This is a genomic window from Enterobacter cloacae complex sp. 277I4, from assembly GCF_050031465.1.
Classification (GTDB): Bacteria; Pseudomonadota; Gammaproteobacteria; order Enterobacterales; family Enterobacteriaceae; genus Enterobacter; species Enterobacter cloacae.
Genome location: NZ_JBLGWC010000001.1, coordinates 2,902,953 through 2,928,873 on the forward strand (window position 1 = coordinate 2,902,953; position 25,921 = coordinate 2,928,873).

The following is a 25,921-nucleotide window of genomic DNA, read 5'->3' on the forward strand; positions in this document are numbered from 1 at the left end:
ATGCCCTCACCCCAACCCTCTCCCACGGGGAGAGGGAGAAACAAAAAACCCGCCGAAGCGGGTTTTTTTATTAGTTGCTGGTATCCAGCTCGTCGAAGCTCTTCACCAGATCGTCAATCGCTTTGATCTGTTTCAGGAACGGCTCCAGTGTGTCCAGCGGCAGCGCGGATGGACCGTCGCATTTCGCATTCGCCGGATCCGGGTGCGCTTCAATGAACAGACCCGCCAGGCCGGTCGCCATACCGGCGCGCGCCAGTTCGGTCACCTGCGCACGACGGCCACCAGACGCGGCACCAAACGGGTCGCGGCACTGCAGAGAGTGGGTCACGTCAAAGATCACCGGAGACTGGTTAGAGACGTTTTTCATCACGGTGAAGCCCAGCATATCCACAACCAGGTTGTCGTAACCGAAGTTGGAACCACGGTCGCACAGGATCACCTTGTCGTTACCGCCTTCGATAAACTTATCGACGATGTTCCCCATCTGGCCTGGGCTCACGAACTGCGGCTTCTTCACGTTGATGACCGCACCGGTTTTCGCCATCGCTTCCACCAGGTCAGTCTGACGAGCCAGGAACGCTGGCAGCTGAATAACGTCAACCACGTCAGCCACAGGCTGCGCCTGAGACGCCTCGTGAACGTCGGTGATCACTTTCACGCCAAAGGTCTGCTTCAGTTCCTGGAAAATTTTCATCCCCTCTTCCAGGCCCGGGCCACGGTAGGAGTGAATGGAAGAGCGGTTGGCTTTGTCAAAAGAGGCTTTAAACACGTACGGGATGCCCAGCTTCTGGGTCACGGTCACGTAGTGCTCGCAGATACGCATGGCGAGATCGCGGGATTCCAGCACGTTCATACCGCCAAACAGCACGAACGGCAGGTCGTTTGCCACCTTGATATCGCCAATACTAACCACTTTTTGTTTCATTGGATCGCCTTATTTAAGTGTGAATCGGAATAAAGATTAATGCAGTGTAATTTGTTTGTGCGAGATCGCGTTGATCTGCGCGCGAATCATTTCGCTGATCGGGTCTTCCGGGCATTGCTCGACGAAATAGCTTAAATCGTTCAGCGCCACATGCTCGCAGTCGAGCTGGGCATAAATCAGCCCGCGGTCGCGAATTTCGTACGGATCTTCCGGATTAAACTGCAGCAGCACTTCGCTGGCGCGCAAGGCCAGCTCCATCTGCCGCTCTTCCATCAGTGCAGATTTCAGCGTATCCAGCAGCTTGCGGATCACTTCGGCGTTATCGGCTTCGTCGAGATCTTCGTTAAAGAGCTCGGCCACCGGGCTGATATTACCTTTCAGCCAGACATCCAGCGTATGTTCATCCAGCGTATCGCCGTTAAACGGATTGATTAACCACATCTCCCCGTCCAGCCACTCGGCACGCAGGATCATCTGCGTCGGGAAAATGACCGGCACCAGTGGAATATCCAGACGGTGCGCGATCCACAGCAAAATAGAGCCCAGCGCAACGGCGCTGCCCTGACGATTTTTTAAGACCTGGTCCAGCCATAATGCGTCAGACAGGCGATACACGCCACGCGTGTCGCAGAAACCCCACTCGCCGTAGAAAAGCTCCAGCAGCTTTTCCAGTTGCCAGTCCTGCGGACGCGCCTGATTGATCTCTTCGCGCGCCAGGCTGACCAGACTCTCCAGCTCATCGTAGACATACTGCGACGTGAAATCGTCGCGAATCATCTCCGAAATCAGGATCATGCCATCGCAGAGCGGCACTTTATTAAATTCGAAATCGGCTAAGGACCTCATGACTTACCCCAGTAACGGTATTCTTGTGGTGGCGAGTTTAATGATGATGTACAGCACCACCAGACCCAGCAGAAAGGCGATAAACCCGACCTGCTGGCTGCGCGGACGACGACGTCCAGGCGCGATAAAACCCAAAACGATATAGATGATAACGCCAAACAGCTTTTCAGTCAGCCATGCGCCTTTATCAGTAAATGGCAGATAGCCGGTCTTCCACATGAGTCCGACACCGGAAAGGAATAACACCGTGTCGATGCAGTGCGGCGCGATACGCACCCAGCGTGCATTTATCAGCGGATTGTTGCTGTAGCGCCACCAGTAACGAGCAATGAAAAAGCCGATTGTCAGCGCAACGGAAATCAGGTGGACGGTAATAAGCACGGTAAACAGGCTCATTGCCACTGCCCCAGCGTCAGACGCTCGTTACCGCCGTAGTCGCGGCAGGTCTCGACAGCAGCATAACCCGTCTGCCTGTAGAGCCCACGCACCGCCTCCCCCTGCGTCCAGCCATGCTCCACCAGCAGCCAGCCGCCGGGCAGGAGATGTTGTCGTGACGTTGTCACAATGTGTTCCAGATCGGCCAGCCCTGCATTACCTGCGACCAGCGCCGTCAGCGGTTCGAAGCGAACATCCCCCTGCGCCAGATGCGGGTCGTGTTCGTCAATATAGGGCGGATTACTGACAATCATCGCGAACGTCTGCTTCTCCAGCGCACTGAACCAGCTGCTTTGCTGCACGGTCACATTAGTCACGCCCAGTCGCTCAACGTTACGCTGCGCAAGTGCCACCGCGTCGGGCATCACATCGACCGCCGTTACCGCGCAATCGGGCCGCTCGGTGGCGAGCGCCAGCGCGATTGCGCCAGTGCCCGTTCCGAGATCGAGAATGCGGCTGGCCACTGCGGGTAACCGCGCCAGCGCCTGCTCCACCAGACATTCGGTGTCGGGACGCGGGATCAGCGTCGCCGCTGAGACGAACAAGGGTAACGACCAGAACTCGCGCTCCCCGACCAGATGCGCCACCGGCTCGCCGGTTTTACGGCGGGCGAGCAGCGCGGCCAGTTGCGCTTCCTGCTCTACGGTCAGTTCGGTTTCACCGAAGGCCAACAGATACGTGCGGGCTTTTCCCGTCACATATTCCAGCAAAATTTCGGCGTCGCGCTTCGGGCTTTCACTGTCAGAGAGCGCGCCGGTGGCCTGGCGTAACCAGCTCTGAAAATCCATTATTCCTGCTCGGACAATGCCGCCAGCTGGTCGGCCTGGTATTCCTGCACGATAGGCTCAATCAGCATATCGAGCTTGCCTTCCATCACCTCATCCAGACGGTATAACGTCAGGTTGATGCGGTGGTCGGTCACACGGCCCTGCGGGAAGTTGTAGGTACGGTTACGGTCGCTACGATCGCCGCTGCCCAGCAGGTTACGACGGGTTGACGCTTCCGCCTGCTGACGTTTTGCCATTTCCGCCGCATGAATACGCGCACCCAGAACGGACAGCGCTTTGGCTTTGTTTTTGTGCTGAGAGCGTTCGTCCTGACACTCCACCACAATGCCGGTTGGCAGGTGGGTAATACGGATGGCGGAGTCTGTGGTGTTAACGTGCTGACCACCCGCCCCGGAAGAACGGAAGGTATCAATACGCAGATCCGCCGGGTTAATGTCCGGCAGTTCCGCTTCCGGCAGCTCTGGCATCACCGCAACCGTGCAGGCTGAAGTGTGAATACGGCCCTGCGACTCGGTCGCCGGTACACGCTGCACGCGATGGCCGCCGGACTCAAACTTGAGACGACCGTACACGCCGTCACCGCTGATTTTGGCGATCACCTCTTTAAAACCGCCGTGCTCGCCTTCGTTGGCGCTCATGATCTCCACACGCCAGCGACGCGATTCGGCGTAACGGCTGTACATGCGGAACAGGTCTCCGGCGAACAGTGCTGCCTCATCACCGCCCGTTCCGGCGCGGACTTCCACAAACGCGTTACGCTCGTCGTCTGGATCTTTCGGCAGCAGAAGCACCTGCAGCTGTTGCTCCATCTCTTCTGAGCGCGCTTTGGCATCCTGCAGCTCTTCCTGCGCCATTTCGCGCATTTCAGGATCGTCAAGCATCATCTGCGCGGTTTCGATATCTTCCTGAACCTGTTGCCAGTCGGTAAAGCATTTTGAAACATCACTTAACTGCGCATATTCACGCGACAGTGCGCGAAAACGTTCCTGGTCCGCAATGGTCCCGGCATCGCCGAGCAGCGCCTGGACTTCTTCATGGCGCTCGTGCAGAGCTTCCAGTTTAGCGACGATAGAAGGCTTCATAGGCGTAAGTGCACCTTGTAATAGAAAATGGGTATAGGGCGCTATTCCAGCCCGAGGCTGTTGCGCAGAATAGTCAGGCGTTCATCGTCCCCGTCACGGGCAGCCTGCTGGAGTGATTTGGTTGGTGCATGGATCAAGCGATTGGTCAGTTTCCAGGCCAGATCCTGCATAATAGCGTGTGCGTCGCCGCCCTGTTCCAGAGCGGCTAACGCTTTGGCAGTCAGGTCATCACGCACCTGCTCCGCCTGACCGCGGTATTCGCGGATGGTCTCGCTGACGCTTTGCGCGCGCAGCCAGGCCATAAATTCACTGGCTTCCTGCTCGACAATGGTTTCCGCCTGCACTGCTGCCGCTTTACGTTGAGCAAGGTTGTGCGAAATGATGCTTTGCAGATCATCCACGCTGTAGAGATAGGCGTTGGCCAGTTTGCCAACCTCCGGTTCGACATCACGCGGTACGGCGATATCCACCAGAAGCATTGGCTGATTACGACGGGATTTCAGCGCGCGCTCTACCATCCCTTTACCGATAATCGGCAGCGGGCTGGCGGTAGAACTGATGATGATATCCGCCTCTTTCAGACGTTCGTCGATCTCGCTCAGCGCAATCACCTCGGCCCCGACTTCGTCTGCCAGCACCTGCGCACGCTCGCGGGTGCGGTTAGCGATAACCATCTTTTTCACTTTATGCTCGCGCAGATGGCGCGCCACAAGCTCAATGGTTTCGCCCGCGCCGACCAGCATCACGGTGACGGTCGACAGGGATTCGAAGATTTGACGTGCAAGGGTACAGGCCGCGAACGCAACAGAAACCGCACTGGCACCAATGTCGGTTTCGGTTCGCACACGCTTCGCCACGGAGAATGACTTCTGGAACATACGCTCCAGCTCGCTGGCTTTCAGATGCCCTTTTTGCGAATCCGCAAACGCTTTTTTTACCTGACCGAGAATTTGCGGCTCGCCCAGCACCAGCGAATCCAGACCGCTCGCGACACGCATAAGATGGCTCACCGCATCGTTATCCTGATGCCAGTACAGGCTCTTACGCAGCTCGTCTTCGTTGAGATTGTGGTAGTCGCATAACCAGCGGATCAGCGCTTCATGCAGGTTATCCTGCTCTTCCACGCTTAAGTAAAGCTCGGTACGGTTGCACGTCGAGAGCACCACCCCGCCCTGCACCATCGGTTGTGCAAGCAGGCTATCCAGCGCCAGGTCAAGCGTATCCGGCGAAAACGTGACGCGTTCTCGCAGCGAAACCGGGGCGGTTTTGTGGTTGATGCCGAGTGCTAATAGGGTCATGTTGAGCGGGAGTAGTACCAGCGTTAATAAGGTTAGCAAGACGCATCATACAGGATGCGCGAGATCAATAAAAGAGACTGCCCCCTTTCGGAGTAATAGGTTACTCAACGCTTTGAGATAATTTGAACGTAGACGGTGACACCCTTCAACGCTAGCATTGACAGTTATAACTGCAACGTATCTCAAGGATTTGTCCTCATTATGACCCGACTGATTCGCCTGCTGCCGCTGGCAGCACTGGTTCTGACCGCATGTTCTGTGACTCAACCAAAAGGCCCGGGCAAAAGCCCTGACTCACCACAGTGGCGTCAGCACCAGCAGGACGTACGTAATTTAAGTCAGTACCAGACCCGCGGCGCGTTTGCTTATCTCTCTGACGAACAAAAGGTTTATGCCCGCTTCTTCTGGCAGCAAACGGGGCAAGATAACTACCGCCTGCTGCTGCTGAACCCGTTGGGCAGTACCGAGCTGGAGCTTAACGCTAAGCCGGGTGAAGCGCAGATCACGGATAACAAAGGCCAGCACTACACCGCCACCGACGCGGAAGAGATGATTGGCAAACTGACCGGAATGCCTATCCCGCTGAACAGCCTGCGCCAGTGGATCCTGGGCCTGCCGGGTGACGCCACCGACTACACCCTGGACGATCAGTACCGTCTGAGCCAGGTGAACTACACGCAGAACGGTAAAACCTGGAAGGTGGTGTACAGCGCCTATGACAGCAACAGTAAACCGTCGCTGCCGTCGAATATGGAGCTGACGCAGGGTAGCCAGCGCATCAAGCTGAAAATGGACAACTGGATCGTTAAATGATGACCCACTGGCCCTCTCCGGCAAAACTTAACCTGTTTTTATATATCACCGGCCAACGTGCTGACGGGTATCACACCCTGCAGACGCTGTTTCAGTTTATCGATTATGGCGACACGCTCTCGATTGAGCTGCGTCAGGACGGGCAGATCTGTCTGCTGACGCCGGTGGAAGGCGTAGCGCATGAGGATAACCTGATCGTGCGCGCCGCGCGTCTGCTGATGAACGCAGCGGCTGACACCGGGCGCTTGCCCGCCGGGAGCGGTGCGGATATTCGCATTGAGAAGCGTCTGCCGATGGGCGGTGGGCTGGGTGGCGGTTCATCCAATGCCGCGACCGTCCTGGTCGCCCTGAATCATCTCTGGGGCTGCGGATTGTCAACGGATGAACTTGCCGCGTTAGGGTTAACGCTGGGGGCGGATGTCCCGGTGTTTGTGCGCGGTCATGCAGCATTTGCTGAAGGGGTGGGTGAAATCCTCTCCCCGGTTGAACCGCCGGAAAAATGGTACCTCGTAGCCCATCCAGGCGTCAGCATTCCGACTCCGGTCATCTTCAAAGATCCTGAGCTGCCACGCAATACCCCGGCGCGGTCAATAGAAACGTTATTAAATTGTGAATTCAGCAACGATTGCGAGGTTATCGCAAGAAAACGTTTTCGCGAGGTTGATGCGGCGCTTTCCTGGCTGTTAGAATACGCGCCGTCGCGCCTGACTGGTACAGGGGCCTGTGTCTTTGCTGAATTTGACACCGAATCCGCCGCTCGTCAGGTGCTTGAGCAAGCGCCGGATTGGCTGCATGGTTTTGTAGCGCGCGGGATGAACACCTCCCCCCTACAGCAGGCCATTCTGGCGCAGACTGAGTTTCGGTGACAACGTCACCCTGTTCCAGACGTTGCATCGCGCTCTTTAATACACCGCCTGGATAGCATTTCGCCTGGCCCCGCACAGTTTGCGGCGAACGCTATCCACCACTGGACGCATGCCTGAGGTTCTTCTCGTGCCTGATATGAAGCTTTTTGCTGGTAACGCCACCCCGGAACTAGCACAACGTATTGCCAACCGCCTGTACACTTCCCTCGGCGACGCCGCTGTAGGTCGCTTTAGCGACGGCGAAGTCAGCGTACAAATTAACGAAAATGTACGCGGTGGTGATATTTTCATCATCCAGTCCACCTGTGCTCCAACGAATGACAACCTGATGGAATTGGTTGTTATGGTCGATGCCCTGCGTCGCGCTTCTGCAGGCCGTATCACTGCTGTAATCCCTTACTTTGGCTATGCCCGCCAGGACCGTCGCGTCCGTTCCGCGCGTGTGCCAATCACCGCTAAAGTTGTCGCGGACTTCCTGTCCAGCGTTGGCGTTGACCGCGTACTGACCGTTGACCTGCACGCAGAGCAGATTCAGGGCTTCTTCGACGTCCCGGTTGATAACGTATTCGGCAGCCCAATCCTGCTGGAAGATATGCTGCAGCTGAACCTGGACAACCCAATTGTGGTGTCTCCGGACATCGGCGGCGTGGTACGTGCCCGAGCTATCGCTAAGCTGCTGAACGATACCGACATGGCAATCATCGACAAACGCCGTCCGCGCGCTAACGTTTCTCAGGTGATGCACATCATCGGTGACGTTGCTGGCCGTGACTGCGTGCTGGTTGACGACATGATCGATACCGGCGGTACGCTGTGTAAAGCCGCTGAAGCGCTGAAAGAGCGTGGTGCCAAGCGCGTGTTCGCGTACGCGACTCACCCGATCTTCTCCGGTAACGCGGTAAACAACCTCCGTAACTCCGTCATTGACGAAGTTGTGGTTTGCGATACCATCCCACTGAGTGACGAGATCAAGGCACTGCCAAACGTGCGTACCCTGACCCTGTCCGGGATGCTGGCCGAAGCGATTCGTCGTATCAGCAACGAAGAATCCATCTCTGCAATGTTCGAACACTAATCGAACACGGCCGAAAAACCCGCTGCGGCGGGTTTTTTTGTCTCTGGGTTTTATTTGTATGATTAATGCCTCCTTCACCTGCCATTGATATGACAGATGATGCGCATACGGATGATAGATAATTGTGAAAAACATCACTTCCTCACATGTTCTGCCCTTTCGCGCCCTCATCGACGCATGCTGGAAAGAGAAATACACCTCGTCACGCTTTATCCGTGACCTGATTGCCGGGATCACCGTTGGTATTATCGCCATTCCGCTGGCCATGGCGCTGGCGATTGGCAGCGGCGTGGCTCCACAGTATGGCCTGTATACCTCGGCCGTCGCCGGGATCGTGATTGCCCTCACGGGCGGTTCGCGTTTCAGCGTGTCCGGCCCTACCGCTGCTTTTGTGGTGATCCTCTATCCGGTATCACAGCAGTTTGGTCTGGCAGGCCTGCTGGTTGCCACGCTCATGTCTGGCCTCTTTTTGATTCTCTTTGGCTTGGCCCGCTTTGGCCGGCTGATTGAATATATTCCCCTTTCCGTAACGCTGGGATTCACCTCCGGGATCGGCATCACCATCGGAACGATGCAAATTAAAGATTTCCTGGGGCTGCAGATGCCTCACGTTCCTGAGCACTATCTGCAGAAAGTGGGGGCACTGTTTATGGCACTGCCCACGGCCAACCTGGGCGATACCGCCATCGGGATCGTTACGCTGGGTACGCTCATCGTCTGGCCGCGCTTAGGCATTCGTCTGCCTGGCCACCTGCCCGCGTTGCTGCTGGGCTGCGCGGTGATGGCCATCGTCAACATGTTTGGTGGTCATGTCGCCACCATCGGCTCACAGTTCCACTATATTCTGGCGGACGGTTCTCAGGGCAGCGGTATTCCTCAACTGTTACCACAACTGGTTCTTCCCTGGGATATGCCCGGCTCCAGCTTTACCTTAAGCTGGGATTCGCTGCGCGCACTGCTGCCCGCCGCCTTTTCAATGGCGATGCTGGGGGCGATTGAATCTCTGCTCTGCGCCGTGGTGCTTGATGGCATGACCGGTACCAAGCACAAAGCCAACAGCGAGCTGGTCGGCCAGGGCTTAGGTAACCTCATCGCTCCGTTCTTCGGCGGTATTACAGCCACCGCAGCTATCGCCCGTTCTGCGGCCAACGTGCGCGCGGGTGCAACCTCACCGGTTTCGGCGGTTATCCACTCCCTGCTGGTGATCCTCGCGTTGCTGATCCTCGCGCCGCTGCTCTCCTGGCTGCCGCTCTCTGCCATGGCCGCCCTCCTGCTGATGGTGGCCTGGAACATGAGCGAAGCGCATAAGGTGGTGAACCTGCTGCGTCGCGCACCGAAAGACGACATCATCGTCATGCTGATCTGTATGTCGCTGACCGTGCTGTTCGATATGGTGATCGCCATCAGCGTCGGCATCGTGCTGGCCTCCCTGCTGTTTATGCGCCGGATCGCGCAGATGACGCGCCTTTCCCCGGTAAATGTGGAGGTGCCTGATGATGTACTGGTGCTGCGGGTAATCGGTCCGCTGTTCTTCGCTGCGGCGGAAGGCCTGTTCAGCGATCTGGAATCCCGCATTGCGGGCAAACGGATTGTGGTGCTGAAATGGGATGCCGTACCGGTGCTGGACGCCGGTGGGCTGGACGCCTTCCAGCGCTTTGTAAAACGTCTGCCGGAAGGCTGCGAGCTGCGGGTGAGTAATCTGGAATTTCAGCCGCTGCGCACTATGGCGCGCGCTGGCGTGCAGCCGATCCCTGGCCGCCTTGCCTTCTATCCCAACCGCGACGCCGCGTTAGCGGATCTGTGATTCATCTGATGCGGAGAAACGTCTCTGCATCATTATCCCTATCGCCTGCTGGAGCCATTCAAGCACAGCAGGCGTCATCCACGTCCCTTTCATCAGATGCGGCTCCTGCTGCATAGCAGCGCGAAACTTTTGCTGCGTCTCAGGGTTTGTTCCTGCGTATGACTGGAACAACGCCAGCCAGGTTTCAGCCACCTTTTGCGCCTCGTCAGAGGCGGGGTCGAGATTTTCCCGCTGCGCCTGGTGCAGCTTCGCCACCAGCGGCGGCCACTCCATCATGCGGTCAAAGTAGTGTTTCCGGGTAAAAGCCATCTCATCGGCAGAGAGATACTTTTCCCAGATGGCCAGCTTCGATTCGGCAAACGCCCGCGTGATATAGTCGGTCATCTCTGCGGTGATGCCCGTTTGCTCACGCATTTGCGGTTCGACGCTGTGCATCTCGTTCAGCCGGGTGAGAAACTCCGGCTTGCCGGCAGTGTCCTGCTCCAGGCGCTCCATCCAGCGCGTCGCGAGATCCATCGCCCGCGGGTCAGAAACGGGTATGTGCTGTTCCAGCAGCGTGTTGGCCTCGGTAACCAGCCCTGACCAGACAGCCGCCAGCGCATCTTTCTGCACCGCAAACGGCAGTTGCTGTAACTCTTCTTTGCTAAACCAACGATCGTACATATTCATTAACTCCAGAGTCTGTAGCCAGGATTCCAGATCGGGGGTTTCATCGCGGGTAAGCCCGGTGCGCAAGTCCACCAGCCTGTCACGCAGCGTGTTAATGCTGCGTAGCTGTTTATCCAGCAAACTGATTTGCGCATCAAGGAGTTCCGTTAACGAAAGCGACTCCTGCTCCAGAAAATCCCTGATTTCAGCAAGCTCCAGCCCCGCTTTTGCCAGTGCCTGAATCATATGCAAGCGCTGTACATCCGCCAGATTATAAAGCCGGTAGCCTGCCGCGCTTCTGGCAGAAGGCAGCAATAACCCTGTTTGCTCATAGTGATGCAATGTGCGCACGGTGATCCCAGCGCGTTTTGCCAGTTCACCCACCTGAATCAACATAACTGCTCCTTTTATTTTGCCAGTGACGCCACTCTGGTGCCTTACGTTACGTGAGGGTCAACCCCTCAGGCAAAAAAAAACGACTCCATCTGGAGTCGTTTCAGTGTTCTTTATTGTATGCGCACTAGCTGTGCTTATGCTGGTCGCGGCGGCAGCGTTTGTCGTAATGGCGCACCCACCAGTATTTATCACACACTTCCTCATGACCGCTCACACGCGCCCCGGCGAGCCACAGTACCGCCCCCAGGAAGATGCTCAATACCGCACCATGCGCGAAGTATTGTGGGAGATCAAGCTGCGGCAATTGGTTTAAAATTGAATAACCCACACCGGCTACCATCACGAACAGCCCCAACCCCATCAGCACGTTACCGAGTAACGAAGCGTTTTTGCGTTTCATATGTCACCTCCGGAACTTTGGGTTGTAGGGAATAAGTCCCTATTCCTTGTGTGTAAAGTATAGACAACGCCCCTTTTATGAGTTGCGTCAATGATCACAATTACAGATTACTCCCAAACAAAAATTTACAAATAACGCATTGAACAGCTTGAAATTCTAATTGTTCAAATAAGTAATTATTCGTATTTCGCTGTTAAGGTCGCAGAATTTTGTCAAGCGGCGCGCCAGACAGTAAACTACGCGCCAGATCTGGAACCCATTAGGAATTAAATCGTGACGATTAAACTGATTGTCGGCCTCGCCAACCCAGGCGCAGAGTACGCTGCAACCCGCCACAATGCCGGGGCCTGGTACGTTGATCTGCTGGCCGAACGGTTACGAGCTCCCCTGCGTGAAGAACCAAAATTCTACGGGTATACCTCACGTATCAATCTCGCCGGTGCGGATGTGCGCCTGCTGGTGCCTACCACCTTTATGAACCTGAGCGGCAAGGCCGTGGCGGCAATGGCAACGTTTTATCGCATCAATCCGGATGAGATTCTGGTTGCTCACGATGAGCTGGACCTGCCGCCAGGCGTGGCAAAGTTTAAACTGGGCGGCGGCCATGGCGGACACAACGGTCTGAAAGATATCATCAGTAAGCTGGGTAATAACCCGAATTTTCACCGTTTGCGCGTAGGAATCGGCCATCCGGGCGATAAAAACAAAGTTGTTGGTTTTGTGCTGGGTAAGCCCCCGGTTTCTGAGCAGAAACTGATTGATGAGGCGGTAGACGAAGCGGCGCGCTGCACTGAAATCTGGCTTAAAGATGGGTTAACCAAAGCGACAAACCGCTTACATGCTTTCAAAGCGCAATAATCTGCCCGATACGGCATTTTTACCGCGCGGTAGGCGGGTTACGTGTATAATAGGCGTAGTTATTTACTTTTCATCAGTCGGTTATCGTTAACGGATTGATTATCAAGATATTAAGGTGATTTAGAAATGGGATTCAAATGCGGTATCGTCGGTCTGCCAAACGTGGGCAAATCCACCCTGTTTAACGCGCTTACCAAAGCGGGTATCGAAGCGGCGAACTTCCCGTTCTGTACCATCGAACCTAACACTGGCGTTGTGCCAATGCCCGACCCGCGTCTGGACCAGCTCGCGGAAATCGTGAAGCCGCAGCGCATTCTGCCAACCACCATGGAGTTCGTGGATATCGCGGGCCTGGTGAAAGGTGCATCCAAAGGTGAAGGTCTGGGTAACCAGTTCCTGACCAACATCCGTGAAACCGAAGCGATCGGTCACGTGGTGCGTTGCTTCGAGAACGACAACATTATCCACGTAGCAGGTAAAGTAAACCCGGCGGAAGATATTGATGTAATCAATACCGAGCTGGCGCTGTCGGATCTGGATACCTGCGAACGTGCGATCCACCGTATCTCCAAGAAAGCCAAAGGTGGCGATAAAGACGCCAAAGCCGAATTAGCGGTACTGGAAAAATGTCTGCCACAGCTGGAAAACGCAGGTATGCTGCGCTCTCTTGACCTGAGCAAAGACGAGAAAGAGCTTATCCGCTACCTTAGCTTCCTGACGCTGAAGCCAACCATGTACATTGCCAACGTGAACGAAGACGGTTTTGAAAATAACCCGTACCTCGATCAGGTTCGTGCTATCGCCGAGAAAGAAGGTTCTGTCGTTGTTCCGGTTTGTGCCGCTGTAGAAGCCGATATCGCCGAGCTGGATGACGAAGAGCGTGACGAGTTCATGGCCGAGCTGGGTCTGGAAGAGCCAGGTCTGAACCGCGTTATCCGTGCAGGTTATGCCCTGCTCAACCTGCAGACCTACTTCACCGCTGGGGTGAAAGAAGTGCGTGCGTGGACTATCCCTGTTGGCGCAACGGCTCCACAGGCTGCGGGCAAGATCCACACCGATTTCGAGAAAGGCTTTATCCGTGCGCAGACTATCGCGTTTGAAGACTTCATCACCTACAAAGGTGAGCAAGGCGCGAAAGAAGCTGGCAAGATGCGTGCTGAAGGGAAAGACTACATCGTTAAAGATGGCGATGTGATGAACTTCCTGTTTAACGTCTGAATCGGTATGAATGAAAAAAATCCACGCTTTGGCGTGGATTTTTTTATTGCGCGGTCAAAACACATTGGCTAAGCGTTCTGTTTTCATGCTGGGTTCAAAAGGAATGATGTCAGCCGTCGCAAGCTTTAACCTCTGAAACGGATCCTCGCGTAGTCGCTCTTCAAGTGAGACAAGACTCTCACTTTTAGCGAGAATGACCCCACCGGTTCTTGGGATTCGTCTTCCGGAAGTCAGAAATATCCCCTCTGCATACCCCTTTTTTAGCCACTCAACATGCGCAGGTATCGCTGCATCAATCTCTTCGAGTGGTTTGATATAGGTTAAAATGACAATTTAAACCGTGCTCATCCTTTGCCTCTCAGCTGTGTTTTTTAGTCGCTTGTTGGAATTGCTTATGCAGTCCCTCTTTTGCCACCCGGTTATGGTTATCATTTTGGGCGCATTTGATCTTAATATGCAGGGCCTGAGCAAGACAACGCGTTACGCGTCATATCCCAGGAGTAAAACCAATCATGCCAGCCGTTTTTTTTTGCTGGATAGCTACAGACAACGACCACTTCCTTTGACAGGTTGAATGTTAAGTAATAGAAAGTCGCGCCTTCAGGAGGTGCAGACCAAAATAGTTTTTCGCCCTGAGCATTGAAGATGGTCAAAACGGTTTGTAATGGCTTTGGCTCGCTTAACGCAAAGACTAACTGGCGTGTTGAGTCGACCATTGCATAGTCTAAAAATGGCATATTAACCAGTATGTTACTTTCACTACATGCCCATTGAAGCAGGTCATTCTCTTTACTACAAATGAGATTTTCAATCATTGGCAAACCTCAACTTTTAAAGTTTGAGCTGTTTCAAATCACCTTCAAAAAGCCCCACAAGATAAACCCGGTATCGGGCTGGCTGCACTTCTTTATACGTTAATACAGTAGAAAACTCTTTTAAACACTTTGAACATGTGTTTTGCGAAACATTTAGTTGGCTGTCATCGTAAATATATATATTACTGTCACTGACGAACTTCACACCTCTCATTTTCTTAGCCAGGAAGTGTTTTACCTCTTCAGAAAGCAAGTCAAACTCATATGAGTTCACGATGGAATAGATTATTACACCCTCGCATTCAGGGCATGCTATTTCTGTGCCATAATCTATAAATTCATTATCTATGCCATCCAGGACTAATATTTTCTTTTTCAGTCGATTAGTTATTTTCATTTCTTTTAAACTTTTGAATTTGTTAATCAAGTAACGTGAGAAGAAAACGGGGCGATTTATTAATCACTAACATTATTTAATCAAACATTCCATTCGATATAAATACCACAATCGAAGCTTTTTTCATTAGACTGTACAATAATTCTTCCCCATTCATGATCCCATTGAATTCCATATGGGGGAGTGATAATTTTAAGTTTGGGGTGCGAGGTTATTTCACTCTCAATCCATGCTGTCAAGCGTTGTTCTTCTTCAGATAAATTACTCAAATTGGCTCTTTTATTCCAATCTCCTAAAGTTTTATAAAAATTTCCATTCTTACTTGTAAGGAATATTGAAGGGGAAAAAGAAAACACTGAAGGCCTCAGTTCCAAAATGAAAGTTTGATCTTTCCAATCTATATTATCAATAGAGAAGTAATAATGGCCTATTGTCGTAAATGGTGAGAATAACTTGTAAAACTCCGAATTTTTAAACGTCTCTAAATCCTTTAATTCAAGGGGGTAGTTATCAATGGCCACCAAGCCACTATTAACATCAAAATGCATTTCTAACATATCTAAACCATCTTATCTGAAAGTGACTATGTTATATTCCAAACTATATATATCCCATGATTAAATGATTTTATCTCATATGAGACGGAAACCCGCCCCCATTCAAAGCGCCATCTCATCATGTCTGTTTCCGTGGTATCAGGCGTTTCCAGGTTTAATGATTCTTTCAGCCAATCAGACAAGCTTTTCACTGAGTCATTAAGCATATGAATATTAGTTCGCGCATTCCAGTCATTTAATGCGTTATAGTATTGACTATTTTTATCAACAAGATGAAGCATAAAAGGAAATCCATAGCACACTGGACGTATAGTAACTTGAAATTCTTTGTCGAAAAACGCTACTGAGTCAACAAGGTAGTGATTCGGCATGATTTTATTTGCAGCATTGCGCTTTACTAATTCGTGGTATAAATCACACTTACAAAACCCTTCTTCAGTATCAATTCCCAAAGGCAGATCATCAAATTTTAGCTCACCGGTAATCGGATTAAAACTTAATTCAATCATGTTCCCCTGCTTTAGTTTTGACTGCCTAACAAGATCTTAATGATATAACTGACTGCAACATGATAGCATTCATGTGAGGAAAGTTTTTCCGAGTAGAAATTACATTTCCTATAACCATTTCCAATGGCACCAGCATAATAATAAAGTCTTATTACCAAAGGTGCAATAAATCAATCCACATTTCTTTTTCCCCAGCAATAACGTTTATGTCATCTCTATTTTGTTTTACATACTGCATGTACGTTTCATAAATAGCTCTTATTATCACCGTTTTTTCAGAGCGAGATCCTTCAATCAAAGTCATTAGTTTTTCTAAATAAATGGATGAATCTACTCTTTCGTTGAAAAACACCTTGAGATAATCGAGTACTTCATTATGTGAATCGTAGTTCATGAGAGTCATATCCTACTTCAAATACTGATTTGTTTTGGCATATCAACTTCTTGAGATGTCCTGATAGCTGTGTCTCGCTTTCCAGCAGCAGCTTGCCTCAGCCTGTTCACGCCTTCCCAGCGTATCTGCCCTTCGATATCCACTATCCGCTCTGGCGTGCCGTTGGGCTGGCAGTGGAACCAGAAGATCTCTGGGGCATTAACGTCGTCAGTATGTGCCAGCGGGTCATCACTGTCTGGTCGCAGTATAATTAGGTCATCGGCACGTCCCCGAGCACCTTCTGCAGCAGCCGGTTAGGGGTAATTTTCTCAATCGCCCTTCGAACGGATTATCATCAACGGCGAACAGGTTTTGAATAAAGTTAAAAGAAGGAAATCAGCGTAATGCGTGATATATAAAATAAAATCTGTAATTAATATATTTCTAATACCCCTCATAGAGGAGGGTAAGGATTGGGACGAGTCAAGAATCATTTACCCTTCCCCATGCATCAACCTGCTCACCTTCCATAAAAAACAAACATAATAAACAACCTGAAAAAATTAATTCCCCGCATAACTATTAGTTAGCAAAAATAAAAGTAAATATCACGTATCAAATCTCCATCCGCTTCATCAACGGTTCTTGTTTTGACTTTATTAAAGTCAGCTAAAATACCTTTCACTGGCACATCAGGCTTTGATATGTCATCATAAAATGCTTCCTGTTGACTTTCCCGAACATATTTTTTTATTAAAAAAACAAGATTCTTTCGTAACTCTTCTTCTGTCATCGCTTTTACTCCGGAATTATAGTAACACGGTCAAAAACAACAGGGTAATTACGTTCGACTGGTAGCAACTGTAATGCCCCACCTTTACCATACTCAGGATATGCACTGGTGAAAAGCTCATAACCTGGCCCTCTGCCACCATTGGCAAGAGGGACTTGCACCTGAGGTATACCATTTTTATAAAGTTGTAATGTATCAAACTCACCCAGTAAACGTGCATCACTCCATGAATCAGGATTACCTTTCTCATAAAATATTTGATAGGCATCCCTGGCTTCATGTGCAGATTTATATTTCGTATATCCAAAATAACTTAATGGTGCTGATTTATTTTCCATTGTCTGTGCAGCATATTTGCTATCCATATACCGGTATGCGATAGAAGGCATAGTCGAACTAGGGCCACTTGGACCAACATAGAAATCAGGTTTTGTTTTACCGCTACACTCACGGCTCAACCCCCACGGATCCACCCAACCCAGCGCATTCGGCGCATACTGGTAAAGATTTATCCCTCCCGCCAGCCCTATCGGGTCCTGCTGCGTAAACCGCCCGCAGTCCGGGTCGTAATACCGGAACAGATTGTAGTGCAGCCCTGTCTCACGGTCCAGGTATTGCCCCTGCATCCGCAGGTTCTGGGAATATCCTGATAGCTGCGTCTCGCTTTCCCGTAGCAGCTTGCCCCAGGCGCTGTTAACGCCTTCCCAGCGCACCTGCCCTTCGATATCCGTCATCCGTTCCGGCGTGCCGTTCGGCTGGCAGTGGAACCAGAAAATCTCCGGAGCATCAACGCCGTCAATACGTGCCAGCGGGTCGTAGCTGTCCTGATCGCTGTAGACATAGGTCAGCGGCACGTCTCCGTGCAGCTCCTGCAGCAGGCGGAACCCTTCCCAGACAAACCGGGTGGTGACGGGCTTACCGGTTGCCTGTCCGCCCAGCATCTGCTGGCGCGTTTTGCTGATGCGGCGCCCAAGCGGATCGTAACGGAAGCTGACCTGCGTCTGCGGCCTGTTGCGATCCCGCGGCTGGCTGATCACTTCCGTCAGGCGGTGTTCACCGTCGTACCGGTAGTGCCAGCGGGTCTGGCCGTTATCCTTCTCCACGGTGCGGCCGTGGATGTCATAACGCCAGCGAATGCCATTCAGCTGCGTTAGGCGGTTGTGCGTAACCTTCTCAGCAGATCCGTCGAGCGGGTTACCGGCCGCATCCCAGCGCCACTGCTCCTGCCCGGGCAGCGTGCCGTCCTGAACCAGCAGCCGCCCGGCGCTGTCGTACTGCCAGCGGTACCAGCTGAACGGGTTATCGTCCCGTTCTTCCCGCACCAGGTTATTGCGGTAGTCGTAATCCCAGCGGCGGGTCCAGCGGCGTGGTGACGGGCGCTGTGCGTTGCCGGTGAAGACATCCCGGCGATGAAGGCGACCTAAACGGTCGTATTCGCTGCGGGTGGTGAGCAGCCCCTGCGTGCGGCTGGTCTCCCGATGGAGTTCGTCGCGGGTAAAGTCGGATACCGACAGCTTATCAAGGGCAATGCTGAGCAGATGCCCGCTGCCGTAGTAGAACTGTTTGAGTTCGCGGCCATCCGGCAGCGTAACGGAGGTGCGGTTGCTAAGGGCATCATACTGCCACGCCAGCTCACCGTGCTCGCCCGCTTCGCGGGTCACGCGACCAAGTGCGTCATACTCAAAGGAAAGCTCCTGCTCAGCCTCGGTACTCCACGCGTCGGCTGAAAGCGCCGGGTGCAGCCCAATCCGGGTCAGCAGCCCTGACGGGGTGTAGTGGTAGCGGGTCTGCCCTTCCGGCGTAGTGCGGGCGACCAGTTGCCCGCTCGCGCTCCAGGCAAAGGCGTGTGTGATGGCCTTCGGATGACCGGCAGCAAAGGTGCGCGCTATCGTGCGCCCACAGGCGTCGTAGCGATACTGCGAGGCCACACCATCGAGCCCCACCTCCTCCAGCAAGAGCGAGTCAGGCCCCCAGCGGAACTGATACGCTTCGCCGTTTTCATTTTCAAGGGCAATCAGACGCCCTCTGCTGTCCCAGCGGCGGCGTACCTCTTCACCCTGGGTATTACGCGTGGCGGTTAAGCGTCCGGCCTCATCGTATCTGAACTCGCTTTCTTTCCCGTCGGCGCCAGCATGCTTCACCGGCAGGCCACGTTCGTTCCATTTTAGCGACTCTGTCCAGCCTTCCGGGCGATCGAGCTGTACCGGGCGCCCGGCAGCGTCGTAGCGATAACGCGTCTCTTCGCCGTCGGCGCCCGTCTCGGTCATCAACCAGCCCAGCGGATGATATTGGTAGCGGGTGGTGTGGCCAGAGCAGTCTGTCGCACGCACCACTTGTCCTGCTTCGTTGTACTCATGATGGCGGCTGTTTCCGGCGGCATCCACCTCTTCAACGACCTGACCAAACTCATCCCGGCGCAGCAGCGTGGTCTGCCCCATTGGGTCCACCACGCGGTTCAGGCCGTGATGTTCGTCGTACCAGAACCGGGTAGCGCTGCCGTCGGCTTCAATGATGGCCGTCGGTAGCGCGCGGTGTTCAAGCCAGGTCGTGGTGCGGGCATTGCCGTCAGGGTCGATCTCCTGCACCCGGTTGCCCATCTCGTCGTAAACGAAGGTGACGGTGTTCCCGAGCGGATCAATGCGTTGCGTGAGGAGCTCGTTCTCATCCCACGTGTAGCGCCAGTTCTCGCCGCGCTCGTCAACGTAGCGGACGATCAGATTTTGCGCGTTCCAGTAGTGCTGACGTTTCTGACCATCGTAGTGTTCGACGGTGGTCAACCCGGCGTCAAGATCGTAGGTGAAGCGACAGCCATCCCCGGTGCTGGTGCGGTTTTCAACCACGCGCCAGTGGTCAAATTTTTTCCAGCGGTATTCACTTTCCAGCCCGCCCGGCAGACGATGCCAGACCATCAGGCCATGGTCGTTATAGCGGTATTCGCGGGTAACTACACCAGAGGCATCCGTCGCGCTCGCCAGCTGGCCACGCGCATCGTAACCCCATTGCATCAGCGGCCAGCTACGGCTGCCGTCAAAATGGCTGGCAGCGGTTACGCGCTGCGGGAATCGTTCGTCCTCATAGCGCAGGGAGACGTCTATTGCCCGCGGCTCATCGTGCAGACCGACCAGCCTGCCGTGCTCATCCCACTCTGTCAGCAGTGCGTTGCCGTATTCGTCGCTAAGGGAGGCCAGACGCAGAACGGATGGATTGGCGCGTGTCGGTTTATACAGGCGCCACACCGCGCCGTCATCATCGGCTATCGCCACATCACCGCTCTCGTTGCAGCGGATGATGATACCCTCGCTGATGCTGTAGAATGCGCGGTCGACGGGTGGCAGTTCAAAGCTCAGCTCACGCCCGGTTTCGTCGAACCAGGTGGCATTGTTCTCTTCAAGCGTCAGATAACTGTCAAAGGTGGTTGCCCAGCCCAGGCCAAACAACCCTTCGCGGGTGGTCAGGCTGTTATAACTGCGCTGCCAGCGAAGCGGAAAACGCCCAGGCAGCGAGAAATCGAGCTCATCATCGTCATTCAGCACCTTCACGCCGGTGGCGGCATGAACCGGGTGCGAGGAACCAAATACGGCATTGACGGCCATATCGGCCAGCATCCCGCCCCCGGCTGCTGCCAGGGCACAGGGCATGTTTTTTAAAATCTTGCCCGGACGGCCGCGCAGCAGGGAGAGCGCAATCATCCCCAGTGCCAGCCCCGGCGTTTTGCCGCTCTTGATATCGCGAACCGTCAGCGTCTCGCCGCCGATGATCACATTCGGGGAAACGTCATCGGAAACGGTGCCTTCGCAGGTGGTGCGATCTTTGGCACGTACTGCCGGTTGTCCATTGATAAAGACGCTTTTAGAGCCTTCCGCCAGATACTGTGGTCCGGAGTGTTTTTCACACGCGACCTTATCCTCTTCCAGCGGCGATGTACCCGCCGCAGCGGAGGCCACGCTCGGCTGCCACATTTCGCTGCCGAACTGTCCGGCAGCAGAGAGCAACATGCCGGCGTAATCGGCAAAACTACCCGGTGACTGTGGCTCTGGGGGTGGCGTATCTGCGGGGGTCAGCGTTCCGGCCGCGCGTGCAGCGGGAAGGCTATTGGTGAGCACGTTGCTGGAGCCGGTGGTGATTTTACCTGCGGGTGACGGCGGGAACAGCGCATCACCCAGCCCCTCCGCGATATTACTGATATCGTCGGTAACACCCGCCAGGTTAGCCAGTACGCCACCGACGATCCCGCTTAACAGGCAGCTGGATCCAATCGCCGCCACGCCCGCAGCGGCGGCCCCGGCCCCCAGCAGTGGTGCGGCGGCAGTTGCTGCCAGCCCTACCGCCGCGCCGATCACCGCGTAGGCGGCACCTTCCGCCACAATGCTGGTGATATCCGCGAAAATGCTGGAGTGAATAATCTCGTCACCCTTGCGGGCCGCGTTGTTATCGCTCATGCCTTACACATTCCGGTTGTCGTTAAGCGTCAAACTTTGCTTAAGCGCGCTCCAGCGCGCCTCGTCTTCTTCATTGAATGCTCTGAGTGCCGAGAGAGTAAAAATCATCAGGACCGGTTTACCCGGGGTCTGCACCGCCAGCTGTTTTTGCCACAGGCGCTGGCCGTTACGGTCAAACGAGGTTTCAACTTCCAGACCGTTGATTTTTCCGTCAGGACCGGCTTTTACGCGCTGAAATTCACTCTGGACGATCTCCCCCATCTGTGGGCGCAGCAGCTCCCACTGGCGGTGGAACTCTTTCTCATGATCGCTGCCATCCGGGATAACCCCGCGACTGACAACCACAGACAGACCGCTTTCGTCATCGCGAATGATGTTCATCGTGTTATCCTGCCAGGCAGCAGGAAAAAGGGAAAACGAACCTTCCTGGAGGGTGTATTTCATAGGTGGACTCGGGATGATTAATATTGAAAGAAATAAAGTGTCCGGTTTGATTTGGCCTTTTGAACGGCTGTTTCGTTATTCAAGCCAGTGGCCCGACTGCTCAACCAAAATATGGCCGCCTTTGCTGACAACCAGTTTCAGTGGTGCATAGGTCACGGTATAGGTAACGTCCCCATTCTTATAGGTTGAGCCGGTTATTTTACCTGTGGGATCCTGAAGCGTTTTCCCCTTTAAGGAGATCGTACTGTTATCACTTTTGCGAACGCCAAGATAATACATCTGGCCACACTCACTCTCGAAACGCCCGCAGTTATTTACCAGAGAAATACTGAACTTATCGGTATCCAGCTTTCTGGTTTCAACGTTATGAACGGGAGCCGCTTTATTTAACGTATAACGCAGCGGAGCATAATAACGACCTTTTTGAGGAGGCGTGACTAAACGCCACGCCATTTTGCTTCCGTTAATTTCCAGAACTGCTCGTCCATCCACACCGCCAAACGAGGAGTCAAACTTAACGTTTGCACGATTGCCCGTGATAGCACCGCTTAGATTGTGTTCATCCCCTGCGGGACAATCGATGCGGTTTCCTCTCTGAGAGATATAGCAATATGACCCGGAGATACGGTCGCCTGATTCCGTTAAACGCAGGGTTAGCGTCGAGTCAGTGCCGAACGTGCCTGCCCACACCCCATCAAACGTTAATTTTGCCTGGCTGTTCGTTGCAAAATGCATCGCTTTGAATCTGGCAGCCCATTGCTGAATATCAGCATTCACCACCTGACGATGATCAGATGACTGATAATGAATAACGTCTGATTCAGGAACGACCCAGGCCGTATAGATTTTTCCGTCAGGTTCAACGACCAAAGCTGACGCATTCTCCAGATAAAGATCGTTAAGCCAGCCTTCAACAAACAGGCCTCCGCCTGAGGTTGAATGGGGTTCGCCAAAGACATCAAAATTGCTAATAAACGTCTCGTAATCGCTGCCCAGCGTCTTCCTGAGCGTCTCATTCACTTCGCTGTCGTTAACGATGTGGTCTACGGTATCGAGCCTATTGTATTGCGATAGATCAAGCGCGGCTGAGGTTTCAACTGAGCCCAGTAAAAGCGCGGTGAACAATGCGCATGCTAAATTTTTCCTGGCCATAAATTACTCTTGGGCGCCATTATCGTAATTCATTGTTATTGTCACAACCTTGCTGTCTTTAATCCCGAACGAGAGAAGCTTGTTACCCAATTGATAAAAACACCATTGTTCCCCGGCATCATTTTCCATCTGACCCTTGCCATATGCATTACTGAGTTCCCTGGCTGTTGACCCTACATGAATACCGCGCGGTGTTTTGCCCTCCCCGGCGGTAAGGGTAATTTGCGATACGATATAATCGTCAGCATTGCGTTCGACCTTATCCCACCAGAGATTGGAAACATATATGTCAAACCCCACCTTTTGATGCTGGTAGAATTTATAGTGGGTTCCGTCAAAAGGAACCTCACCGACAAAATTACCTTCTATCGGTACCTCAATTTTACGCGCAACGTCATCTGTCCATCTTTCGCCCAATGTGACAGTCTCATCTTCCATCTGCACAGTAAAATCCTGGTTAACTAAAACCGGCGGCATATTATGTGCATACACCCCATAGCAGTTCAGAGAGAAAAATATCGCGGTAAAACGGAGAAATATTAAAATGTAATTTTTCACGTTAATCATTGCCCGCGTTAATGACAACCGAGTCCAGACAATCAGGTTTATTTACGGAGAAACTGAAACTAACCTTTTGTCCATTCATATCTTCTGGCGCGGTATAGCTGGTCACTTCATTTCCGGAGCGGCCTCGGGGATAATCCGTTAACACCAGCTCCGGATAATGCTTTTTAACGGCATCGAGTGTGATGCACAGACCTGACGGGGAAAAATTCAATAACGGTGCAATGCCGTCGCGCTCTTTGCTTACCCGTAAATCAATCCCGGTAATGCGCATATCGTCCGCCAGCCTGACATCATCGGCATGATAGAAGTGAATGTATTCATTATCTTTTGTCAGCGTAAACTGCAACGGCAGATCATTAACACTGGTGTTGGATAGCGTTCTAAGTGAAGCACTCATCTCTGCAATGAACATCCAGAGATCTTTTTTCGTTGCGTGTCCTTCTGGCATGCCCATCGCTAATAACGCGACAAGCACCGCTCCAGCCTTAATCACCCTTGGTCGTGAATTTCGCCTGAACCGCCGCATCAATGTCTCCTTTGTGCCCCGCGCCCGGCGCTGTTGTGCCTGGCTTAGCGCCTGACGTATTGAGATGCAGCTTACCGCCCGTGGTGATGTGACCATCCCCTTCAACGAAGAAGTTAAACTCTTTACCGATCAGGCTAATTTTGCCGTTAGCGTTAAGTTCAATCGCACTTTCACCTGACACCAGCCGCAGTTTGGTGCCGGAGGCAACGACATACTGCTCCACCGCCGCATCCAGCTTTCCTTTGCCGGTCAGGATCTCGGTTCCGCCTTTTACCGCCTGGATCTGATTCGCTTCCACACGATGCAGTTCATTTTTCTTTACGTAATGGCTACGCTCGCCGCCGACGCTGTGCGTTTCGTCATTCTTGATGCTGGTATCCATATTTCGCTCGGCCTGGATCCACACCTGTTCCGCCCCCGCCTTGTCCTCAAACCGCAGGGCGTTGGCATTATCCACGGAGCCATCTTTCGTGCGGCTCATAAAGCCCATCTGCGTCGCCGCTGCCGGCAGCGCCCACGGTGGCATGCTGGCATCGTTGTACACGCGCCCGGTGATAATAGGACGGTCCGGGTCACCGTTGATAAAGTCCACCACCACCTCATCGCCCACGCGCGGGATCTGCACCCCGCCGTAACCCTGACCCGCCCAGGCGCTCGACACACGCACCCAGCAGGAGCTGGTGTCGTCCCCTTTTGCCAGACGGTCCCAGTGGAATTTCACCTTCACGCGGCCATATTTGTCCGTCCAGATGCTCTCTCCCTGGGGCCCGACAACCTTCGCCGTCTGCGGGCCGTAGGTACGCGGCCACGCCGTGGACTGCGCCGGACGGAACGACACCGACGCCGGGATAACCGTGAAATCGATGCGGTGGATGGTCTCCCCTTCGCCGCTGGCATAGCGGTTCTCTTCCAGATGATACCCGGCCGCCGTCACCAGATAGTCACCGTTATCGCTGAAGAACGGTGCGTTGGTCAGGGTGAAGGTGTGGCCCGGCGCAATACCCGCTGCCGTGGCCGTGGCCTGAATCTGCTGATGCTCCACCTGCCAGCGCTCCTGACGAATGCGGGCGTAGAACTCCGCATGCCCGGTCTCCACAAAGCGCCCAGGCCAGTCGTACACGTCAATGCTGCCCGGTTTCGGCGAGGCCGGGTTCTGCTGCGCCTGGAACAGCCACGCGTTCGGCTTGCGGAAGTCGTAGTCGTCGAGGCTGTAAATGCCCGGCGTGACGCTGTCCTCCAGCGCCCACTGGCTGATGCCCTCTTCGTCCGTGCTGCCGCCGGACGGCGTCTGGTGATAGGGGATGACCTCGTAACCGCTGAACGGCTGATGCTGCATGGCGGCGTCAGTGAGCACCAGGGTGTGTTTGTCGGCCTCGTGGCTGAAGTAATACGCTATTCCCTCCAGCTCCATCAGGCGGCTGATGAAGTCCAGGCTCGACTCCTGATACTGGACGCAGTAGTCCCACACCCGGTAGCTGCCGGTGAGCTTATCTTCCACGTTGACCTGATGCTCGCCCAGCAGGGTTTTCACAATCTGCGGCACCGTCTGCCCCTGGAAGATACGCAGGTTACGGTCGCGCTTCATCGGCCACAGGTCCGGCTCCACCGTCAGCTGATACACCGCATAGCGCGTGCCCGTCAGCTCAACGGCGCTCACCGCCACGCGCGTGACTTTGCCGTTGATGTAGCGCGGGGTAAGCAGGTTCTGGGTGGGGATGGTCACCGTGACCGGCTGGCCCAGCAGTTTGCTGCGGTCGATACGCGCATCCGTGCCGAGCAGGATCAGCGTCAGGGCGAACGACTCGGACATCGCCTCGCGGCCGGAGAGTTTCCAGAAAAGCAGCCCCTCGACGGGGAGCTGGGCGGTAATTCGGTTGAGCATAATCGTTATTCCACT

The 25,921-nt window shown here is 53.8% G+C and carries 27 protein-coding genes; 6 read left to right on the plus strand and 21 right to left on the minus strand.

Annotated elements, in window-relative coordinates; all coding sequences use genetic code 11:
• Positions 1-70 precede the first annotated feature (70 nt).
• From kdsA to hemA, 6 genes are read right to left on the minus strand one after another with little or no spacing between them, the layout of a single operon-like run.
• On the minus strand, positions 71-925 hold the full coding sequence (gene kdsA / locus ACQG19_RS14095) for a 3-deoxy-8-phosphooctulonate synthase (RefSeq protein WP_222168475.1): 855 nt from the start codon (positions 923-925) through the stop codon (positions 71-73).
• A gap of 36 nt (positions 926-961) precedes the next feature.
• Positions 962-1,771, minus strand: coding sequence for an invasion regulator SirB1 (gene sirB1 / locus ACQG19_RS14100; RefSeq protein WP_013096236.1), 810 nt, complete (start codon positions 1,769-1,771; stop codon positions 962-964).
• A 3-nt stretch (positions 1,772-1,774) separates the two neighbouring features.
• Positions 1,775-2,167: an invasion regulator SirB2 gene (gene sirB2, locus ACQG19_RS14105; RefSeq protein WP_102751577.1), complete on the minus strand. Its 393-nt coding sequence runs from the start codon at positions 2,165-2,167 to the stop codon at positions 1,775-1,777.
• Positions 2,164-2,994 carry a peptide chain release factor N(5)-glutamine methyltransferase gene (prmC, locus tag ACQG19_RS14110; protein WP_102751578.1) on the minus strand — a complete coding sequence of 277 codons (831 nt, stop codon included), beginning with the start codon at positions 2,992-2,994 and terminating at the stop codon, positions 2,164-2,166. Before prmC ends, sirB2 begins: the two co-directional genes overlap by 4 nt.
• Positions 2,994-4,076: a peptide chain release factor 1 gene (gene prfA, locus ACQG19_RS14115; protein WP_013096233.1), complete on the minus strand. Its 1,083-nt coding sequence runs from the start codon at positions 4,074-4,076 to the stop codon at positions 2,994-2,996. The genes prmC and prfA overlap by 1 nt, the downstream gene beginning before the upstream one ends.
• Before the next feature lie 41 nt (positions 4,077-4,117).
• On the minus strand, positions 4,118-5,374 hold the full coding sequence (gene hemA, locus ACQG19_RS14120; protein ID WP_013096232.1) for a glutamyl-tRNA reductase: 1,257 nt from the start codon (positions 5,372-5,374) through the stop codon (positions 4,118-4,120).
• A gap of 201 nt (positions 5,375-5,575) precedes the next feature.
• Here hemA and lolB point away from each other — a divergent pair, with 201 nt between their 5' ends.
• The 4 genes from lolB (at position 5,576) to dauA (ending at position 9,932) form a co-directional block, all read left to right on the plus strand.
• Positions 5,576-6,187: a lipoprotein insertase outer membrane protein LolB gene (gene lolB, locus ACQG19_RS14125; protein ID WP_013096231.1), complete on the plus strand. Its 612-nt coding sequence runs from the start codon at positions 5,576-5,578 to the stop codon at positions 6,185-6,187.
• Positions 6,184-7,053, plus strand: coding sequence for a 4-(cytidine 5'-diphospho)-2-C-methyl-D-erythritol kinase (gene ispE / locus ACQG19_RS14130; RefSeq protein ID WP_020690900.1), 870 nt, complete (start codon positions 6,184-6,186; stop codon positions 7,051-7,053). The genes lolB and ispE overlap by 4 nt, the downstream gene beginning before the upstream one ends.
• Positions 7,054-7,180: 127 nt before the next feature.
• Complete coding sequence (gene prs / locus ACQG19_RS14135) at positions 7,181-8,128, plus strand: ribose-phosphate diphosphokinase (protein WP_003856663.1); 948 nt, start codon at positions 7,181-7,183, stop codon at positions 8,126-8,128.
• A gap of 124 nt (positions 8,129-8,252) precedes the next feature.
• Entirely contained in the window at positions 8,253-9,932 is a 1,680-nt protein-coding gene (gene dauA / locus ACQG19_RS14140) for a C4-dicarboxylic acid transporter DauA (RefSeq protein ID WP_102751579.1), read from the plus strand.
• On the opposite strand, the gene ACQG19_RS14145 is transcribed toward dauA, so the two are convergent.
• Together ACQG19_RS14145 and ychH are read right to left on the minus strand one after the other, a co-directional pair.
• A complete protein-coding gene (locus tag ACQG19_RS14145) occupies positions 9,918-10,976 on the minus strand; it encodes a MerR family transcriptional regulator (RefSeq protein WP_222168476.1) in 1,059 nt (352 codons plus the stop codon). The two genes, dauA and ACQG19_RS14145, sit on opposite strands and share 15 nt — an antisense overlap.
• Before the next feature lie 124 nt (positions 10,977-11,100).
• Positions 11,101-11,376: a stress-induced protein YchH gene (ychH, locus tag ACQG19_RS14150; protein WP_013096227.1), complete on the minus strand. Its 276-nt coding sequence runs from the start codon at positions 11,374-11,376 to the stop codon at positions 11,101-11,103.
• A 273-nt stretch (positions 11,377-11,649) separates the two neighbouring features.
• Between ychH and pth the strand changes: the two genes are divergently transcribed.
• Entirely contained in the window at positions 11,650-12,234 is a 585-nt protein-coding gene (gene pth / locus ACQG19_RS14155; RefSeq protein ID WP_013096226.1) for an aminoacyl-tRNA hydrolase, read from the plus strand.
• Between the two features lie 126 nt (positions 12,235-12,360).
• Entirely contained in the window at positions 12,361-13,452 is a 1,092-nt protein-coding gene (ychF, locus tag ACQG19_RS14160; protein ID WP_013096225.1) for a redox-regulated ATPase YchF, read from the plus strand.
• Positions 13,453-13,506: 54 nt separating this feature from the next.
• On the opposite strand, the gene ACQG19_RS14165 is transcribed toward ychF, so the two are convergent.
• From ACQG19_RS14165 to ACQG19_RS14225, 13 genes are all read right to left on the minus strand, one after another.
• Positions 13,507-13,785, minus strand: a complete 279-nt coding sequence (locus ACQG19_RS14165) for a YciI family protein (protein WP_222168504.1) — start codon at positions 13,783-13,785, stop codon at positions 13,507-13,509.
• Positions 13,786-13,901: 116 nt separating this feature from the next.
• Positions 13,902-14,267, minus strand: coding sequence for a hypothetical protein (locus ACQG19_RS14170; protein ID WP_047361543.1), 366 nt, complete (start codon positions 14,265-14,267; stop codon positions 13,902-13,904).
• A 16-nt stretch (positions 14,268-14,283) separates the two neighbouring features.
• A complete protein-coding gene (locus tag ACQG19_RS14175) occupies positions 14,284-14,664 on the minus strand; it encodes a hypothetical protein (protein WP_047023015.1) in 381 nt (126 codons plus the stop codon).
• 80 nt (positions 14,665-14,744) lie between these two features.
• Positions 14,745-15,221, minus strand: coding sequence for a hypothetical protein (locus ACQG19_RS14180; RefSeq protein WP_047023016.1), 477 nt, complete (start codon positions 15,219-15,221; stop codon positions 14,745-14,747).
• A gap of 26 nt (positions 15,222-15,247) precedes the next feature.
• Entirely contained in the window at positions 15,248-15,730 is a 483-nt protein-coding gene (locus tag ACQG19_RS14185; protein ID WP_222168477.1) for a hypothetical protein, read from the minus strand.
• Positions 15,731-15,881: 151 nt separating this feature from the next.
• On the minus strand, positions 15,882-16,124 hold the full coding sequence (locus ACQG19_RS14190) for a hypothetical protein (RefSeq protein ID WP_222168478.1): 243 nt from the start codon (positions 16,122-16,124) through the stop codon (positions 15,882-15,884).
• Positions 16,125-16,689: 565 nt separating this feature from the next.
• Positions 16,690-16,896 (minus strand): hypothetical protein, encoded by a 207-nt coding sequence (locus ACQG19_RS14195; protein WP_032674991.1) that lies wholly within the window; start codon positions 16,894-16,896, stop codon positions 16,690-16,692.
• 5 nt (positions 16,897-16,901) lie between these two features.
• Positions 16,902-21,335: an RHS repeat-associated core domain-containing protein gene (locus tag ACQG19_RS14200; protein WP_246931652.1), complete on the minus strand. Its 4,434-nt coding sequence runs from the start codon at positions 21,333-21,335 to the stop codon at positions 16,902-16,904.
• 3 nt (positions 21,336-21,338) lie between these two features.
• Entirely contained in the window at positions 21,339-21,779 is a 441-nt protein-coding gene (locus ACQG19_RS14205) for a DcrB-related protein (RefSeq protein WP_029882748.1), read from the minus strand.
• Positions 21,780-21,854: 75 nt separating this feature from the next.
• Entirely contained in the window at positions 21,855-22,931 is a 1,077-nt protein-coding gene (locus ACQG19_RS14210) for a hypothetical protein (protein ID WP_246931650.1), read from the minus strand.
• Between the two features lie 3 nt (positions 22,932-22,934).
• The gene (locus ACQG19_RS14215) at positions 22,935-23,375 is read right to left on the minus strand and encodes a hypothetical protein (RefSeq protein WP_246931647.1); all 441 of its coding nucleotides are present in this window, start codon (positions 23,373-23,375) and stop codon (positions 22,935-22,937) included.
• Positions 23,376-23,490: 115 nt separating this feature from the next.
• Positions 23,491-23,973 carry a hypothetical protein gene (locus tag ACQG19_RS14220; RefSeq protein ID WP_246931645.1) on the minus strand — a complete coding sequence of 161 codons (483 nt, stop codon included), beginning with the start codon at positions 23,971-23,973 and terminating at the stop codon, positions 23,491-23,493.
• A 10-nt stretch (positions 23,974-23,983) separates the two neighbouring features.
• Entirely contained in the window at positions 23,984-25,906 is a 1,923-nt protein-coding gene (locus ACQG19_RS14225) for a type VI secretion system Vgr family protein (protein ID WP_335281221.1), read from the minus strand.
• Positions 25,907-25,921 lie beyond the last annotated feature (15 nt).